Origin of the sequence: Mycobacterium sp. WMMD1722 (assembly GCF_049315205.1) — a bacterium.
Lineage (GTDB): Bacteria > Actinomycetota > Actinomycetes > Mycobacteriales > Mycobacteriaceae > Mycobacterium.
Genome location: NZ_CP186056.1, coordinates 4,379,279 through 4,395,645, shown reverse-complemented (window position 1 = coordinate 4,395,645; position 16,367 = coordinate 4,379,279). Strand labels below are relative to the sequence as shown.

The window sequence follows — 16,367 nt, the reverse complement described above, 5'->3', positions numbered from 1 at the left end:
GGTGGCCGATGGCTTACCCGACGAACTGCGCGGTGCGCTCGACGCCGCCGCGCGCCTTCCGCGCCTGCTGATCGCCTGCGATTACGACGGCACGCTCGCCCCGATCGTCGCCGACCCGCGACAGGCCCACCCCCTGCCCCGCTCGGCGGCAGCGCTCGAGGCGCTGGCGACCCTGGATGCCACGACGGTGGCCTTGATCTCCGGCCGGGCGCTGACCGTACTGCGGGAACTGTCCGCGATGTCGGACACCGTTGCGCTGGTCGGCAGTCACGGCTCCGAGTTCGACAGCGGATTCGTCCAACCGGTCGACGATCGGGCCGCGGCTCTGCTCGCCGAGATCAAACACACCCTCGACGAGATTGCCGCCGAATATCCCGGTGCGGCAACCGAATTGAAGCCGGCCAGCGTGGCGCTGCACGTCCGCAACGCCGCACCCGAGCACGCCGAGGCGGTCATGCGCCGCGCCGCCGAGGCGGCCCGGTCGTGGGACGCGCAGGTGACCGACGGCAAGGCGGTCAAGGAGTTCGCGGTCATCGACACCGACAAGGGTCAGGCCGTCGACATCCTGCGCGACCAGCACGATGCGTCCGCGGTCGTGTTCTTCGGCGACGACGTCACCGACGAGAAGGCGTTCCGCCGGATGCGCGGTGACGATGTCGGGGTCAAGGTCGGTGACGGGGACACCGCGGCCGGCCACCGGGTCGACGAGCCGGACGACGTCGCGGCGGCGTTGGAGTATCTGCTGCAGGCACGGCGGCGCTGGGCCGCTGAGCGCAGCGCGTAGCCCTCAGGCCCTCAGGCCGGGGGACCTGCCGTACGGCCGCGGATCAGTTCGGTGTCGAGGATCTCCACGACCGGCAGGCCTGAGCGGGGCGGCTGGTGCAGCAGCCGCCCGGCGCGGCGCCCCTTCTCCACGCTGGGCTGCGCGACCGTCGTCAGCCCCCGCCGTAGAGCGTCGGGAATGCCGTCGAATCCGGTGACCGTCAGCTGTCCCGGTACGTAGATCCCGCGGGCGCGCAGATAGTCCATCGCCGAGAGCGCCAGCACGTCGGCGGTGCACATCAGCGCGGTGATGCGCGGGTTGGCCGTCAGTGCGACCTCGGCCGCGGCGCCGCCCGAGGACGGCAGGTGCTCGACACTCTCGACCACCGTCAGTGCGTGCGGATCCAGCCCAGCGGCCGCCAACGCGTCGCGCACCCCGCCGATCCGCTCGCGCTGGACGTGGAAGTGCGGCCTGGCCAGCCGATCCGCGTCGGCCAGCCGGGGCGACGGGTCCCCCGCCGACCGCTCGCTGTCGAGCCGCATGGTGAGCAGGCCGATCTCGCGGTGCCCCAGCGCCACAACGTGTTCGGCGAGCCGTCGCATCGCCGCCCGATCGTCGATACCGACCCGCGATGCCCCGCTGACATCCTTGGGCTGGTCGACCACCACCACCGGAAGGTGACGCTGTTGCACCACCGGCAGATACGGATCCTCATCGCTGGCGGAGTAGACCACGAACCCGTCGACGCCAGCGGCCAACACCGCCGCGGTCCCGTCCTGGACACTGCGGTTGGGCCCGATAGCCACCAGCAGCAGGCCCTGCCCCACCTCTTCGCATGATTCGGCAAGGCCGGCAACGAAATCCAAGGCCGCAGGATCACTGAAGGAGTAGTTCAACGGCTCGGTGATCATCAATCCGACCGCGCCGGCGCGCCGGGTGCGCAGGGACCGGGCCACCGGGTCAGGGCCGGGATAGCCGAGCCGCTTGGCAGCGGTGAAGATCCGCTCGCGCAACTCCGCGGACAGCTGGTCCGGCCGGTTGTACGCATTGGAGATCGTGGTCCGTGAGACCTTGAGCTCGGCGGCCAACGAAGCCAGGGTGGCCCGCCGGCGGGGCGGCGAACTCCTGGACATGTTCGGTGACGTTAGCCGATGGCGCGGCGTGCGCCCATGTCACACGCGCGAACGGACCGCCTGGCCGGCCGCGCCGGCCGCCACCCGCGCCGGCTGGCGGCGCCCCAGGAACACCTCGATGGCGCCGCACTCGCGTTCGACACCCAGGGCACGCAACGCCTGCTGCCGGTATGCCCGGGCCGCCGCGCTGACGTCGTGTTCGATCGTCTCGAACACCGCCGGCACCGCCACACTGCGCTGCGCATCCCACACCAGGATGTCGGTGGCGTCGGCGGCGGAACCGGCGAGCACCCGCTCCCGCACGGCGTCGTCGGTCGAGATCGCCGCGGCGGACACCGCCAGGGTCTGGTACAGCGCGGCGTCGTTCGCCGGGAGCTCCCGCGCCGCTGCGGCGCCCAGGATGGGCAGCGCGTGCTCGCCCCCGCGGGTGCGGGTCACGACGTTGACGTCCCAACCGGCCAGCGACTGGTCGCAGATCAGCCCGCCGGCGAAGTGCACCGCCTCCTCGACGTCGACCGCGATCACGTCGAGGCGGTAGCGGCCCACCTGAAGATCCTCATCGAGCGGGTGTGCGGCCAACGGAGTCCCTTTCGTCGACGGTGAGGTCCGAGACACTACGAAGATAGAGTTAGGGCGACGCGACCCGTGGTGGATTCGCCGATTCCGAACACCCGGTTCTCGTCGACGTCGATACACTGCGAACCCCGCGATGAGACGCAGACCGAATCCCACCCAACGGCGCCACGATTTGTGCGACGCCGCCATCGCGCTGCTCGCCGCCGAGGGCGCCAAGGGACTCAGCCATCTGAAGGTGGACCGCTGGGCGGGCGTACCGGACGGCACGACGTCGTTTCACTACCGGACCCGCTGGGCGCTGCTGCGCGCCATCGCCGAACGGCTCGACGAACTCGACATGACGACGATGCAGTCGGTGGTCGTCGACGGATCCTCCAGCGCGTCGCTGCTCGCCGAGCTGGTCATGCACGCCGGTGTGGAACCTCAGCTCACCCGCACCAAGGCACGGTACGAGCTGACCATGCAGGCCACCCGCGATCCGCGGCTGGCCGAAGGGCTGCAGCGCAGCACCGAGGCGTTCAGCGCGCTGCATCACCAGATCGTGGTGCGATTCCTCCCGCCGGGCGCCGACGTCGACGAGTCGGTGATCCGTGATCTGAGCACCGTGATGCTGACGTTCATCAACGGATTGTTGCTGCGGTTCGCTCACGGCGACCACGTCGTCGGATCCGCCGACGAACTGAACAGGCTGATGTCCGCGATCGCCGCGGGCTTCCTGACCGCGAACAGCACCTCGGGCTGTTAAGCGGTCAGTACAAACGCTCCGGGGCGGGCGTCGCCCCGGCAGACTTGACCCGGACAGCCGAGAGTGCCACCAAGGGGAGACTTCTCGTGATGACCAGCACCGCCAACGACGTTCACTACGACCCGTGGGACGTCGATCTGAACCGCGATCCGTGGCCGATGTTCCGCCGGCTGCGCGAAGAGGCACCGCTGTACCACAACGCCGAACACGACTTCTGGGCGCTGAGCCGCTATGCAGACGTCGATGCGGCACTCATCGACCACGAGACGTTCAGCTCGGCCCGCGGCGCGGTGCTCGAGATCATCAAGTCCGGGATGGAGATCCCGCCGGGCACATTGATTTTCGAGGATCCGCCGATCCACAACATCCATCGCAAACTGCTGTCCCGCATCTTCACGCCCCGCAAGGTGGCTGCGCTGGAGCCCAAGATCCGCCAGTTCACCGCGGGCTGCCTGGACCCGCTGGTCGGTACGGGACGCTTCGATTTCGTGCAGGACCTCGGGGCCCAGATGCCGATGCGGGTGATCGGGATGCTGCTGGGCATCCCGGAGGCCGACCAGCAACACGTCGTCGAGCACGGCGACTCCACGTTGCGCACCGAGCGCGGCGGCAAGATGACCGAGAATCCGAACGGGGCGATCGCCACCGGCGAGGTGTTCGCCGAATTCATCGACTGGCGCGCCGACCATCCGACCGACGACATCATGACCGAGCTGCTCACCGCCGAATTCGCCGACGAGACCGGCGCGACGAGGCGCCTGGGCCGCGACGAACTGCTGCTCTATCTGCAGGTCATCGCGACCGCGGGTGCCGAGACGACCACCCGGCTGATCGGCTGGGCGGGCAAGGTGCTCGCCGAGCATCCGGATCAGCGCCGCGAGCTGGTCGCGAACCGGTCCTTGATCCCGGCCGCGATCGAGGAGCTGTTGCGGTTCGAACCGCCCGCCCCCCACGTCAGCCGCTACGTCACCCGCGACGTCGAGTACTACGGGCAGACGGTGCCCGCGGGCAGCGCGATCATGTTGTTGACCGGAGCGGGTAACCGCGACCACCGGCGGTTCGGCCCCGATGGCGACGTCTTCGACATCCACCGGGAACCCAAACAGCATCTGGCTTTCGGCGTGGGCACCCACTTCTGTCTCGGCAACGCGCTGGCCCGGCTGGAGGGCCGGATCGCCCTCGACGAGATACTCGACCGCTTCCCCGACTGGGAGGTGGACCTCAGCGGCGCTGAACTGTCTCCGACATCGACTGTGCGGGGCTGGGATTCGATGCCGACCGTGACCGCCTGATCTCGATCACCACGTCTGTTCCGCGGCGCGCACCAGCATCTGATTGATCGCCACCCGCCGCGGGCGGCTGACCATGTAGACGACCGCGTCGGCGACATCCTCGGCGCGCAGCTTCTCCATACCGGCGGTGTTACGGTCCAGGGCGGCTTTGGCGTCCGGTGGCAGGCCGGCACCGATCTCGGTGTCGACGGTGCCGGGGCCGACCACGCCGACCCGGACCCGCCGGCCGAGTACTTCCTGCCGGAGGGCTTCGCTGAATGCGTTGACGCCGAATTTGGTCAGCGAGTACACCGCCGTGCCGGGACGGGCCACCCAGCCGGCCGTGGAGCTGACGGTGACCAGGTCTGCCACCCCGCGGAGGGCATCGGCGGCAGCGTCGACCAGATAGGGCAGCGCGGCGTGGCTGACGTTCAGGACGCCTTGGATGTTGACGGCCACCAGATCGTTCCAATCGCCAAGGGGCGCTTGCAGTGCCGGCCCCATGCGCATCAGACCGGCGTTGTTGACGACGATGTCGATGCGCCCGAATTCGGCTGCGGTGCGCTGCACCGCCGTACGCACCTGTCCGGCGTCGGCGACGTCGGCCGCGGTGACCAGGACGCGGCCACCGGTCGCCTCGATCTGCGCTGCGACCTCACCCAACCGGTCCTCGCGGCGGGCAAGGAGCGCGACGTGCGCGCCCTGTGCCGCGAGCGCGACGGCCGTCGCAGCACCGATGCCGCTGCTGGCGCCCGTGACCAACGCGACGGTTCCCTGCAGCCCCGGCTCCCCTGACATGAATCTCCTCTCACTGCGCTATTCCGAGCACGGCCGCATTGTGCTCACCGAGGTTCGGCGCACCGCAACTGATCTGAACCGGATTGACCGACAACCGCCACGATGTGCCCAGCACGGGGCGCTGCCCTTCGAGGTGGTCGGACACGAAGCGGAAGCACTCCCGGTCCCACAGCCGTTGGTCGGCGAGCACGTCGGCGACAGTGGCGCTCTTGGCCGCCGGGACGCCGACCGACCGCAGTTGCGCCGCGAGTCGGGCCGCCGGCCAGGTGCCGGTCAGCTCGGCCAGCCGCCCGTCGAGTTCGGTGGCCGCCGCCAGGCGGGCCGGCATCGTGGACCATCGCGGGTCGTCGCGCAGCCGGTCGGCGCCCAGCACGTCGCACAGCCGGCGCCACTGCTCGTCGTCGAAAATCGCAATGCTGACCCATTCGCCGTCGGCACATCGATAGCAGCCGTGGGGTGCGGAGTCGGCGTGGCGGTTGCCGTCAGGAGACAGCGTCCGGCCGGCCGCCGTGTGCTCGAACAGGCTGTCGCCCACCATGCTGGAGAGCACCTCGACTGCGGAGACGTCGACGAATTGTCCCTCACCGGTGAGATCGCGGTGGATCAGGGCCGCCACGGCGGCGAAGGCGGCCGCCGCGCCGACGGTCGAGTCGCCGTAGCGCATGCTGGCGCCCATCGGGCCACCGCCGGGATAGCCGACGAGAGCGGCCAGCCCCGACAGCGCAGCGAAACACGGCGCATAGCCGGTCTGATATCCCAGTGGACCGTCGTTGCCCCACATCTTGATCGACACCGAGATGATGTCGTCGCGAATATCGCGCAGCTCGTCGTAGGACAGGCCGGCCCGTTCCATCGCGCCGGGCCGCAGGTTGTTGAGCACGATGTCGCTGCGGCCGATCAGTTCGCGCAGCTGCGCCAGGTCGGACGGTGCGGAGATGTCGAGGTCGACGCTGAGGATCTCGGGGTTGATCGACAGAAAATACGGGGCATGGTCGATGTCCGTGCCACCGTAGGACCGCATCTCCTCGGGTCGCGCGGCCGTCTCCACCTTGATCACTTCCGCACCCAGGAAGGCCAGCAGTTTCCCTGCGTAGGGTCCGGCCCACACCTTGGTCAGTTCAACCACCCGCACTCCGTGCAGTGGACCGCCGCGGGACCGGTGCGGGGTCCATTCGCGCACCGCCGCCGCGGCGGCACGGGGCCGCGTGAAGGCGCCACCGGTGCGCACCCCGAGCACCTGTGCGGGTGAGCAGATCTGCGCCGCAGAGGCGCTCATGCGGTACGGCACGCCGGGATGAGCCACCTCGCCGAGGACCGGGTGGGCCACGGTGCGGAAGAAACCGCGGTGCCGGTATTGCGGCGAGGCGAGCAGATCGGGGGCATCGTTGACCGGAACCAGCGGCACTCCCAGGCGCTGTGCCTGCTCGGACACCGACAGCCGGGGCCGGTCGCGGACCCAGGCGGCGAAGCCGTCCCGGAATGTCCGCACCTTCTGCGGCGTCACGCAGAACTCCAGCCAGTCGTCCTCGAACCGGTCCAGCCAGTCTGGATGACCCAGCAGCGCTTTGACGCCGTGCCAGTGGGAGCCGTTGGTCACGTACAGATAGACGAATCCGTCGCCGCAGGCGAAGAACGATGCGGGGCCCGGCTGGTCGTAGTCGCCGCGACCTAGCTCGGGGTCGACGTCACCGGCCACGAAGCGACCCAGGATGCAGTCGGCCCGCGACACCAGGGCGGCCTGCGCGGAGACGTCCACGAACTCCCCGGTGCCGCAGCGCAGCCGACGCAGCAGTGCCGAGGTGACGCACAGCGCGGCGTCCAGGCCGGCCTCGTAGTCGGCTACGAAACGTCCCGGCCCCTTCAGTGGCGGCCGGTCCGGGTCGGCGTGACTGGGGGTGTGAAAGCCCCAGCCGCTGCTGTGGAAGACGTTGATCGACGCGGTATCCCGCCAGTCACCGTCGGCATCCAGGCCGAACGGGGTGACGGTGCAGAAGACGACGCCGGGATGGCGTTCGGTCGCCTGCGCCGGTGACAACCGCAGCCTGTCCAGCCAGGCCGCGTCGTGATCGTCCACCACCGCGTCGGCGTCGGCGATCAGGCGGTGCAGTTCTCCGCTTTCGGCGGGGTTCGCGACGTCGATTGCGACGGAACGCTTTCCGGTGTTCAGGTAGCCGAACACCACGCCACCGTCGGGCCCGTCGCCGATGCGCGGTGAGAGCGATCGGGTGGGGCTGCCTGTGCCGGGCCGCTCGATCTTGACCACGTCGGCGCCGAGATCGGCGAGCAGCTTCCCGCAATACTCGCCGGCCACACTCTCGGCGAGTTCGACGACCCGCAACCCGGTCAGCGCCGACATCTCACCGGTCGCTCAGGGCTTGTTCCGGCCCGACTTGCTCAACCGCCACTCCGGCGGGAAGTTCATGTCGTTGTCCTTGACCACGTTGTTGAGGCCCTTCTCGAAGGTGCCTGCGGTCAGGTCGACCGTGTTCTCCACGTCGTTGCGGATCATCGGCAGCATGCCCTCGACCATGCCGGTGAGCAGACTGCCCATGTACTCGCCCTTGTGCTGCTTGTAGATCTCGAGGAAACCCTTCTGCACGGCGACGGTGTCGGTGGGTCGCGACTTAGAGCACGCCATCGCGTATTTCAGCGTCTCGGCCTCGAGGTCCTCGCGAGGCACCACGCTGTTGACGAAGCCGCAGTCGTACATCTCTTTGGCGCTGAACGGCCTTCCGGTGAAGAGCATCTCGGAGAACTTCCGCAGGCCCATCGTCTCGGCCCACCACCACAGCCGCGGGCCCCAGCCGACATAGCGGAACGCCGGATGGCCGAAGAGCGCGTCATCGCTGGCGACCACCAGATCGGCGTCGCCGGCCTGGTAGAAGTGCCAGCCGTAGCAGTAACCCTTGGCTTCGATGATGCTGACCTTGCGCAGCTCCTGTAGCGGCCGGTTGCCCGCACGGGCCTTGGCGTAGAAGTCGGTGACCGTCGACAGATAGCGGTAGGAGTCGCCGGGCGGGTACGTGACGTCGTCGTCGTTGATCGCCAGCTCGTGCGGCAGCGGCATCCCGGGATTCTCGATCATCCCGCGCTGTTCCGGCAGGTCGCCGCCGCTGCCGAAATCGTCGCCCTCGCCACGGATCACGACGACCTTGACGTCGTCGTCGACATTGCACTTGTGGATCATGTCCGCGTACAGCTGACGCATCCCGAGGCTTGTCGCGTTCTGTGCGTCCGGCCGGTCGAAGGTGATGTAGGCGATGCGGTTCTGCCGGTCCTTCTCGAAACGGATGTACTGCTGCGCTTCCTTCTTCATCTCTTCGTAGTCGAATTCAGGCATCGTTGCTCATCTCCACTTCGTCGGGGACTGCTCGGGGATCGATCCGGTTCACCAGGTGACCGGCAATTCGTAGGCGCCGTAGGCCAGAGCATCGTGTTTGAGCGGTATCTCGTCGATCGGGACGGCCAGGCGCATGGTGGGAATGCGGCGAAGCAGCGTCGGCAGCACGATCTGCAACTCCATGCGCGCGAGTTGCTGGCCGACGCACTGGTGCCGGCCATATCCGAAACCGACATGCGGACCGTCCTGACGCTGTAGGTCGAGCCGGTCGGGATCCGGATACTGGCGGGCATCCCAGTTCGCCGGTGCGACGTCGAGGATGATGCCCTCGCCGGCGCGGATCACCTCGCCGTCGATCTCGATGTCCTCCACGGCGATTCGTCGCTGTCCGGTCTGGATGATGCTGCAGTAGCGCATCAGCTCCTCGACGGCGGCGGCGATCGCCTTCGGATCGTCGGCATCCCGCAGGAACGCCATCTGCTCGGGGTGCTCGAGCAGGGCGAGCACACTGATGCTGAGCTGACCCGCCGTCGTCTCGTGTCCGGCGATCAGGACGCCGGTGGCCAGCTGCGCGGCCTCGCGCACGCTGAGCTCGCCGGCGTTGATGCGTTCGGCGAGGTCGGACACCAGGTCCTCGGCCGGATCGGTCATCCGCGTCCGGAGCAGATCGGCCAGATATCTGGCCAGCGCCGTGGCCCCAGCGGCCGACTCCTCGGCGGTGGCATATCGGCTCATCCCGCGGTTGGCCTGTTCCTGGAAGAACTCGGCGTCGGCGTAGGGCACCCCCAGCATCTCGCTGATTACCAGCGACGGGATCGGCAGGGCAAGGGCCGCAACCAGATCCGCGGGTTTCGGTCCTCCGAGGATCGCGTCGATGTGGTCGTCGGTGATCTTCTGCACCGCCGGGCGCAATGCCTCGACCCGTTTGAAGGTGAACGGCCGCGACAGCATCCTGCGGAAGCGGGTGTGCTCCTCGGCGTCGGAGGTGAACACCGACCGCGGTCGCTTGTCGACGGTCGCGGCCATGCCCTCGTTCCAGTGCGGATATCCGGGTTTGCGGTCGTCGACGCTGACTCGTGAATCGGCGAACAGTGCGCGGATCGCCTCGTAACCGGTGATCAGCCACGGTGTGCTACCGTCCCAGATCCGCACCCGGCTCAGTTGGCGTTCCTCGTTGAGCGCCAACGCGGTCGTCGGTGGCGCGAACGGGCAGCCCGGGGCCCGACTCATCGGGAAGTACGGGGTCTGGGTCATGACGCTTCCCCGCTGAGCTGGTGGACGGGCGCCTGCCACAGTCCGACGATGGCGTCGATCAGTCCCTCCGCGGCGACGGGCCAACTCGACCGGTTGTGCGGGCCGTGCTCGGCGAGTTCGCCCTCGTGTTCGGCGCACGTGTGCATCAACAGGTTTCGGGCCATCATGGCGCGCTCCAGTCGCACTCGCGTGGGCAGCTCGGGCAGGCAGCGGGTGATGCCGTCGAGGACCTCGACCAGCAACGGTGAGCTGAGTGCGTCCTTGGTGACGATGTCGCGATAGGCCGGATCGGCCATGGCCTGGGCCGCGAACCGCGCATACCAACTCGGGTTGCCCAGCGCGGTGAGGTGGTCGGTCAGGGGGCGCACCAGGGCGCCCACCCAGTCGCGGAGGTCGGTGGAATCCTCGACCTCGGTGAGCATCCTAGCCCGCAACTCCTGGATCGGCATCCGGTGTTTGCGCTCGATGGCCCGCAGCAGGTCGGTCCTGGCGCCGAAGTGGTAGCAGGCCGCCGCATTGTTGCCCTGGCCGGCGGCCTCACTGATCTGACGGTTCGACACCGCGTACATGCCGCGTTCGGCGAACAACCGCTCCGCTGCGGCCAGCAGCAATTCCCGGGTGGCCTCGGAGCGTTCGCTGCGCAGGGGCGGGGCGGCGGTCACCGCATCAGTGGATCACGGCGCGGCTAGTTAAATCAATGGATTCATTTAATTCGTGCGGAACAGCCGTCGCGCCCCGGTCAGCGTCACGTCACGTCACGAGGACGCGGTCTCCCGATGATCTGAACCCGCGTTCGGCTGCCCATACGACCGCCCAGACTCCGCACGCGATCGTCACGATGACGAAGCTCGGCGGGGCGTTGAACATCGCCGATAAGCCGAGTCCGAGCCAAACCGCTGCCAGATTGATGATCGTCGAAATTGCGATGGCCAGTGACGGACGTGGCGTCAACATGATCGCCGCGGCGGCCGGCGTCACCACGAGGGCGAACAGCAGCAGCGTTCCCACCGCCTGCACCGCCATCGTGACTGCGAGCCCGAGCAGCACCATGAAAGCAATCGAGAGGCCGCGCACCGGCAGGCCCTTTGCATCCGCCACCTGGGGATTTACGGAGGTGAACAGCAGTGGCCGGTAGATCACGCCGATGCCGACCGCGAGCACAACAAGCAAGGAGGCGAACGTCAGGATCTGTTCGTGGGTGATGGCGAGCAGGTTGCCGAAGAGGATGTTCGTCAGCGTGCTGTTGCTGCGTGTCGCCAGCGAGCTGAACAACAGGCCCAGCCCGGTGGCCATGGCCAGCACCGTGCCGGTCGCCACCTCGCGATCGGCGGCCCGTCTACCCAGCGCACCGATGACCAGCGCTCCGCCGATACAGAAGACGCCGAGACCCAGGACCACCGGCATCCCGATCAAAACCGCGCCGGTCGCTCCGGGCAAACCGATGTGCGCGAGGGCATGCGCCGCGAACGCGGTATTGCGTACCACGATGAAGTAACCGATGAGCCCAGCGGCCAGCGCGACGATGGTGCCGCCGATTACGGCGTTGCGCATGAAGGCCGAGGTCAAGATCTGCCACCAGTCGTCCTGGTAACCAAGCGCGACGACCGATACCGTCATCGTGGTTTCCGCACGTACATCTGCCCTTCCGGGGTATGCACCACGTGAATCGGGGTGCCGTAGAGATGGCTCAACAACTTCTCGTCGACCACGCCGTCGGCGGTGTCGAAATGCGGGTGCCCGTCGATCAAGTAAATCGCCCCGGTGAGGACGGCCAGAAGGGGGTTGAGATCGTGGGCGACGAGAAGGACAGTGACGCCGTAATCCGCGTTGATCTTCTCGACCAGGGACACCAGCTCGTGCTGGCTCCGGATGTCCAACGAGGCCAGCGGCTCGTCGAGGATCAGCAGCTTCGGCCGGCTGGCCATAGCTCCCGCCAGCGCCACCCGCTGCCGTTGACCGCCGGACAGCTGAGACAGCCGCTTGTCGGCGAACTCGGTCGCCCCGACAGCGGCCAGTGCCTCGTTGACGCGCAGCACCACGTCGCTGTTCGTCCGGCCGAATCCCCATTTGTGGCCGATGATCCCGAGCGTGACGGCGTCTCGGGCGCGGATGGCTTCACCGGACAATGCGGCGTAGTTCTGTGGAACATAACCGATCTGGTCGTTGCGGGATCCTGGCCGTTCGCCGAACACCTCGATGCTCCCGGTCGAGCAGGCGATAGAACCGAGCACCGCCTGCAGGAGGGTGGTCTTGCCGGCGCCGTTGGCCCCGATGACAGCGACGACCCCCCCGGCCGGCACTGTGAACGAACCCTCCGACCAGATCGTCCGGCCGCTACGGACCACGCTGACGTCACGGAACGTCAGCGCTGCGTCAGGCTGCGACACCCAACGCCTTGGCCAACGCATCCAACTGACTGACCTGCCAAGCCTCGAACGAACCGGCACCCGCCGGCACGGTCTCCGTCACCTCGACGACTGGAACACCGGCCTGCTCGGCCGCTGATCGGATCTGTTCCGGCACCGAACCTTCGGTCTGAGTGTTGTAGATGAGGACGTCGACACCTTTGTCGCCCAGCAGGCGAATGAAGGCGTCCAGATCCGCCGGCGACGGATCGGCCTCGTTTGCGGACGAGACCTGGTAGCCCTCGGGAGTGAGGTTGGTGAGGCCGACGGCGGTGGCCATGTAATCGAAGACGCTTTCGGTGGCGGCGTACGTCTTACCGGATGCTTTGGACTTGATCGAATCGATCGCGTCGTTGTATGGCTTCATCGAGTCACCGAAGGCAGTGCGGCGCTCGTCGAAGTAATCCTTGGCGTCGGGGGCCAGCTTGCCCAATTCAGAGGTCACCGCGTCCGCGACGGCCGTGACCGCTGTTGGGCTGTACCAGATGTGCGGGTTCGGCTCGCCCGCGTGGTCGTGGGCCTCCTCACCCTCATGGCTGTGCTCCTCACCGCCGTGGGCATCGCCGCCGGCACCGCTGAGATCGATGGCATTGATGACGGGGGCGTTCGGCGCAGAGCTGGCCGCGAGCCTGCTGGCCCACTCGTCGTAATGGCCGCCGTTGACGACGACCAGCTGAGCGTTGTCGAACATCGCGGCATCCTTCGGAGCCGGCTCGAAATCGTGCGGGTCGACAGCGGAACTGACCAGAACGGTCGACACCTTGGCGCACTGCCCGCCCAGCTGGGAAACGATGTCTCCCCACTGGTCCACACTGACGACGACCGACACCGGAGCCGTCGGACACTCGCCGCCGGCCTGCGCACTCGGCTCAGGCGGGGACGACTCGCCTCCCGAGCAGGAAACGACAGCGAGGGGCAGGGCGAGCGCCATGCCGGTGGCCAGGATTCGCAAGCGGCGTCGACCGAGGTTTGAGTTCACGCGACAACGATAACGGTTGTCACCACCGAGCGCCGCACACCGGTCAGTGATGGAGACAATCTCCCGGTCCGCTTCACCCGGCGCGCTCGCCGAGCTGCCCAGTCGGCAGCAGAGCGGCCCAGTGGCGAACAGCTCGGGCATCCGTCCGCGGAACGGCGCCGCTGATCACCTCGATGAGCGCCTGGGACATCTCTCCCAACCCGGTGCCGGTGGCATGCACGGCCTCGACCATGACATCGAAGGCTTCCCGCTCGGTGCATCGCCTGACACCCATCAGCGCTCCAAGTGCTAGATCTATCTCCCGGCGAGACGAGTGTTCGTCGCCCCTTTGAGCTGGTTGCATGGTTCGCCGCCTCAATCGCTAGTGACCGATCCACCCGATGAACACGCCTTCACATCGTGCACATGCGCGTGCTACGGTCATGGCTAATGATAATGATTATCAATAGTACCCACCGCGGTGGTGCCCGCCGTTCCGCCGGCCGGCCGTGAGATCCGCACCCGCCTCAGCCACTGCCCTACCCGAGGTTACGAAGAGCAGTCGAGCGCGGCCGGGCACGAATTGGCGCGCAAATCCTTCGCAGGGTCCACGGTGGGAGGCGAATGCCCGGTGCCTCGGTCTGCCCACCGAAATATTCTTCATCGCCGACACAACAAAGGGCTCCCGACGTATCGCCCACGAGAAACGTGCCAAGCGGATCTGCGAGCAGTGCCCCGTGCGCCAGAATTGCCTGTCGTTCGCCGTCACATCAGGCCAGCAACACGGGATCTGGGGTGCGCTCACCCCCCGGGAGCGCCGCCAGCTACCAGCGTCAGAAGTGGAGAACTAGCCTCCAGGCCCTCGTTGGCTACAGCCCCAACTTGAGAGACGCTCCTGCATCGACGAATAACTGCTGACCCGTGACGTAGCGAGATTCGTCGGAAGCCAGGTAAACCACGGCATGCGAGATGTCCGCCGTCTCGACGTAAGGCACCGGCATGGCTTGCATGAACGGGAAAGTGACTTCCGCATCTTCGCGCGTCGGATCCGGCAGATCAGGCCGGAACGTCCGATACATGGCCGGATTGTGCAGCATGTCGGTGTTCACGTTCGTCGGATGGATGGCATTCACCCGGACGCTGCTCGAACCCATCGTCAACGCGAGGGATCGCGTGTACTCGCGAATCATCTTCTTGGCCAACCCGTAACCGTCACCGCCCGGACCCTGCAACCCGCCCTGACCGTTTACTCCGCCGGCCTGCGGAACCAGCCCGGCTACCGAACCGGTGATGATGACCGATCCGCCGGCGTCGAGATGGGCAAGCCCCACGTGCACGGTGTTCACCACACCGACGAAGTCCACGTCGAATGCGTCGATGAAGCCCTGCGCAGGCACGTCGTTACCCAGCGGGCAGATGCCGGCGTTAGCGACAACGACGTGGAGGCCGCCCAGTGCGCCGACCGCATCGGAGAGAAACTGCTGCAGTCCCATCCGGTCGCGGACGTCGACCTGCCCGGCGATGACCCGACGCCCGGCCTTTTCGACCAGCTCGACCGTCTCGTCCAGGTCACTCGGGGTGCCCAGCGGATACGAGTTCGAGCCGATGTCCGCGCCGATGTCCACCAGGATCACGTCAGCCCCCTCGTCGGCGAGGTGGACGGCGTGACTACGGCCCTGCCCCCGGGCCCCTCCGGTGACGAATGCGATCTTTCCGGCCAACCGGCCCATACCAACTCCTCTACTGGCCGGATACCCAGCCAAGTTGAAAACGATTCTCGATAACTGTAGCGTCGAAAGGGCGTTGATGAAAACCGTTGCCAATTAGAGGTGTCCGAGGTGACGCGGAGGGAGCGACCATGAAGGCCGACCTGCGCTACACCGAGCGGCCTTTCACCGTCGCGGTGTGCTCTGCGTGCGGTACTGACCAGAACTCGACGCTGATGCCCGCGCTTCGCGAGACGGTGCGGAACTGCCCGCACGCCGTGCTGGTGGCGACGCAGTGCCTCCTCGGCCAGTTGACGTGTGCAACCTCGAATCACAAGCGAGGCGTAGTGCTGCTCGTCCAGCCGTGCACTGTGGACCGGGTCCCGACCAGTTCCGTGCAGTGGATCGGACCGGTGACAACCGACGCCGACGTCACCGCCGCCTGCCGCTGGATCGCTAACGGCGTATGGGACCGCAACGGTCTACCGATGAGTCTGCGCGCCGATCTGCATCTGACCCGGGCGAACCGCCTGAACTGATCTCTGCACCGGCCGAGCCGAATCTGAACACCACTCCGACCACGACCCCGGGAACAGACGGGCGTCGACACCATTGGCGCGTAGCGCGGCCACCGTCACGGCAGCGGTGACACCCGATCCGCAATAGACGCCGATCTCACCCGATTCAGGCAGGGCACCGAAGAACTCGGTCAGGTCGTCGGCGGCAAGGAGGGTGCCGTCTGCGCGGAGTACCCCGGTGCTCGGCGCGTTCCGGGCGCCCGGGATGTGACCGGCCACCGCGTCGACCGGCTCCTCGGCACCGCTGAACCGCTGCGGAGCCCGCGCATCGAGCAGCACACCCGCGTATTCGAGTACCTCCTCGGCGCGGAGGGTGGGCAGAGCACCGTTATAGAGGTCGTCGTGAACCACCACGATGTCGCCCGGGTCCGGATCCACATCGCCTCGGTCGATCTGGCCGCCGGCGTCGGTCCATGCGGGAAGACCACCGTCGAGGATGCGAACGTTCGGTATCCCCGCGGCTGTGAGCACCCACCACGCCCGTGCCGAACCCGCGCGGTTCCAGTCGTCGTAGACCACGGTGGGAACCCCGTCGCGCAGGCCCCAGCGTCGCGCGGCCGCCTGCACCGCCGCTCCCGACGGCAGCGGATGCCGGCCACGACCCGAGACGGTGTGGTCGGTCAATTCGTCGTCCAACGACACGTACACCGCTCCCGGCAGATGGCCTCGGCGATAGGCGTCGCTCCCATCGGACTCCGTCAACTGCCACCGAACGTCGAGGATCGCCACCCGGCCGCCGCCGTCAAGCAATTCACCCAGCTCTGCAGCGTCGATGAAGATGTCGGCTCTGGTCATCACTCAATCGTCCCAGGCATCGATGGCCAACCGCCACCGCGCGGT

At 67.4% G+C, this 16,367-nt stretch carries 18 protein-coding genes; 5 read left to right on the top strand and 13 right to left on the bottom strand.

Annotated features, from left to right (window positions below; translation table 11 throughout):
* Nucleotide 1 precedes the first annotated feature (1 nt).
* Nucleotides 2-784, top strand: a complete 783-nt coding sequence (otsB, locus tag ACN27E_RS21115) for a trehalose-phosphatase (protein WP_422744434.1) — start codon at nt 2-4, stop codon at nt 782-784.
* An 11-nt stretch (nt 785-795) separates the two neighbouring features.
* Here the strand turns inward: otsB and ACN27E_RS21110 are convergent, their stop codons facing one another.
* A complete protein-coding gene (locus tag ACN27E_RS21110; protein WP_422744433.1) occupies nt 796-1,896 on the bottom strand; it encodes a LacI family DNA-binding transcriptional regulator in 1,101 nt (366 codons plus the stop codon).
* 39 nt (nt 1,897-1,935) lie between these two features.
* Nucleotides 1,936-2,475 carry a hypothetical protein gene (locus ACN27E_RS21105; RefSeq protein ID WP_422744431.1) on the bottom strand — a complete coding sequence of 180 codons (540 nt, stop codon included), beginning with the start codon at nt 2,473-2,475 and terminating at the stop codon, nt 1,936-1,938.
* 130 nt (nt 2,476-2,605) lie between these two features.
* On the opposite strand from ACN27E_RS21105, the gene ACN27E_RS21100 reads away from it, so the two are divergent.
* Nucleotides 2,606-3,217 carry a TetR/AcrR family transcriptional regulator gene (locus ACN27E_RS21100; protein ID WP_422744429.1) on the top strand — a complete coding sequence of 204 codons (612 nt, stop codon included), beginning with the start codon at nt 2,606-2,608 and terminating at the stop codon, nt 3,215-3,217.
* 89 nt (nt 3,218-3,306) lie between these two features.
* Nucleotides 3,307-4,509: a cytochrome P450 gene (locus ACN27E_RS21095; RefSeq protein WP_422744428.1), complete on the top strand. Its 1,203-nt coding sequence runs from the start codon at nt 3,307-3,309 to the stop codon at nt 4,507-4,509.
* A gap of 6 nt (nt 4,510-4,515) precedes the next feature.
* Here the strand turns inward: ACN27E_RS21095 and ACN27E_RS21090 are convergent, their stop codons facing one another.
* From ACN27E_RS21090 to ACN27E_RS21050, 9 genes are all read right to left on the bottom strand, one after another.
* Nucleotides 4,516-5,286, bottom strand: coding sequence for an SDR family NAD(P)-dependent oxidoreductase (locus ACN27E_RS21090; RefSeq protein ID WP_422744426.1), 771 nt, complete (start codon nt 5,284-5,286; stop codon nt 4,516-4,518).
* 10 nt (nt 5,287-5,296) lie between these two features.
* Nucleotides 5,297-7,642, bottom strand: a complete 2,346-nt coding sequence (locus tag ACN27E_RS21085; RefSeq protein ID WP_422744425.1) for a CaiB/BaiF CoA transferase family protein — start codon at nt 7,640-7,642, stop codon at nt 5,297-5,299.
* A gap of 12 nt (nt 7,643-7,654) precedes the next feature.
* Nucleotides 7,655-8,626, bottom strand: a complete 972-nt coding sequence (locus ACN27E_RS21080) for an enoyl-CoA hydratase/isomerase family protein (protein ID WP_422744423.1) — start codon at nt 8,624-8,626, stop codon at nt 7,655-7,657.
* Nucleotides 8,627-8,674: 48 nt separating this feature from the next.
* Complete coding sequence (locus tag ACN27E_RS21075; protein ID WP_422744422.1) at nt 8,675-9,880, bottom strand: cytochrome P450; 1,206 nt, start codon at nt 9,878-9,880, stop codon at nt 8,675-8,677.
* Nucleotides 9,877-10,542 (bottom strand): TetR/AcrR family transcriptional regulator, encoded by a 666-nt coding sequence (locus ACN27E_RS21070; RefSeq protein ID WP_422744420.1) that lies wholly within the window; start codon nt 10,540-10,542, stop codon nt 9,877-9,879. Before ACN27E_RS21070 ends, ACN27E_RS21075 begins: the two co-directional genes overlap by 4 nt.
* Before the next feature lie 88 nt (nt 10,543-10,630).
* Nucleotides 10,631-11,497 carry a metal ABC transporter permease gene (locus ACN27E_RS21065; protein ID WP_422744419.1) on the bottom strand — a complete coding sequence of 289 codons (867 nt, stop codon included), beginning with the start codon at nt 11,495-11,497 and terminating at the stop codon, nt 10,631-10,633.
* Nucleotides 11,494-12,267, bottom strand: coding sequence for a metal ABC transporter ATP-binding protein (locus ACN27E_RS21060; RefSeq protein ID WP_422744418.1), 774 nt, complete (start codon nt 12,265-12,267; stop codon nt 11,494-11,496). Before ACN27E_RS21060 ends, ACN27E_RS21065 begins: the two co-directional genes overlap by 4 nt.
* Nucleotides 12,254-13,216, bottom strand: coding sequence for a metal ABC transporter solute-binding protein, Zn/Mn family (locus ACN27E_RS21055; protein ID WP_422750023.1), 963 nt, complete (start codon nt 13,214-13,216; stop codon nt 12,254-12,256). Before ACN27E_RS21055 ends, ACN27E_RS21060 begins: the two co-directional genes overlap by 14 nt.
* A 121-nt stretch (nt 13,217-13,337) precedes the next feature.
* Nucleotides 13,338-13,607, bottom strand: a complete 270-nt coding sequence (locus tag ACN27E_RS21050; protein ID WP_422744416.1) for an ANTAR domain-containing protein — start codon at nt 13,605-13,607, stop codon at nt 13,338-13,340.
* Nucleotides 13,608-13,752: 145 nt separating this feature from the next.
* On the opposite strand from ACN27E_RS21050, the gene ACN27E_RS21045 reads away from it, so the two are divergent.
* Complete coding sequence (locus tag ACN27E_RS21045) at nt 13,753-14,094, top strand: WhiB family transcriptional regulator (protein WP_422744414.1); 342 nt, start codon at nt 13,753-13,755, stop codon at nt 14,092-14,094.
* 18 nt (nt 14,095-14,112) lie between these two features.
* Here the strand turns inward: ACN27E_RS21045 and ACN27E_RS21040 are convergent, their stop codons facing one another.
* Nucleotides 14,113-14,973, bottom strand: coding sequence for a mycofactocin-coupled SDR family oxidoreductase (locus ACN27E_RS21040; RefSeq protein ID WP_422744413.1), 861 nt, complete (start codon nt 14,971-14,973; stop codon nt 14,113-14,115).
* A 128-nt stretch (nt 14,974-15,101) separates the two neighbouring features.
* Between ACN27E_RS21040 and ACN27E_RS21035 the strand changes: the two genes are divergently transcribed.
* Nucleotides 15,102-15,488 (top strand): hypothetical protein, encoded by a 387-nt coding sequence (locus ACN27E_RS21035; RefSeq protein WP_422744412.1) that lies wholly within the window; start codon nt 15,102-15,104, stop codon nt 15,486-15,488.
* On the opposite strand, the gene ACN27E_RS21030 is transcribed toward ACN27E_RS21035, so the two are convergent.
* Nucleotides 15,432-16,322, bottom strand: a complete 891-nt coding sequence (locus ACN27E_RS21030) for a sulfurtransferase (protein WP_422744410.1) — start codon at nt 16,320-16,322, stop codon at nt 15,432-15,434. The two genes, ACN27E_RS21035 and ACN27E_RS21030, sit on opposite strands and share 57 nt — an antisense overlap.
* Between the last annotated feature and the right edge of the window lie 45 nt (nt 16,323-16,367).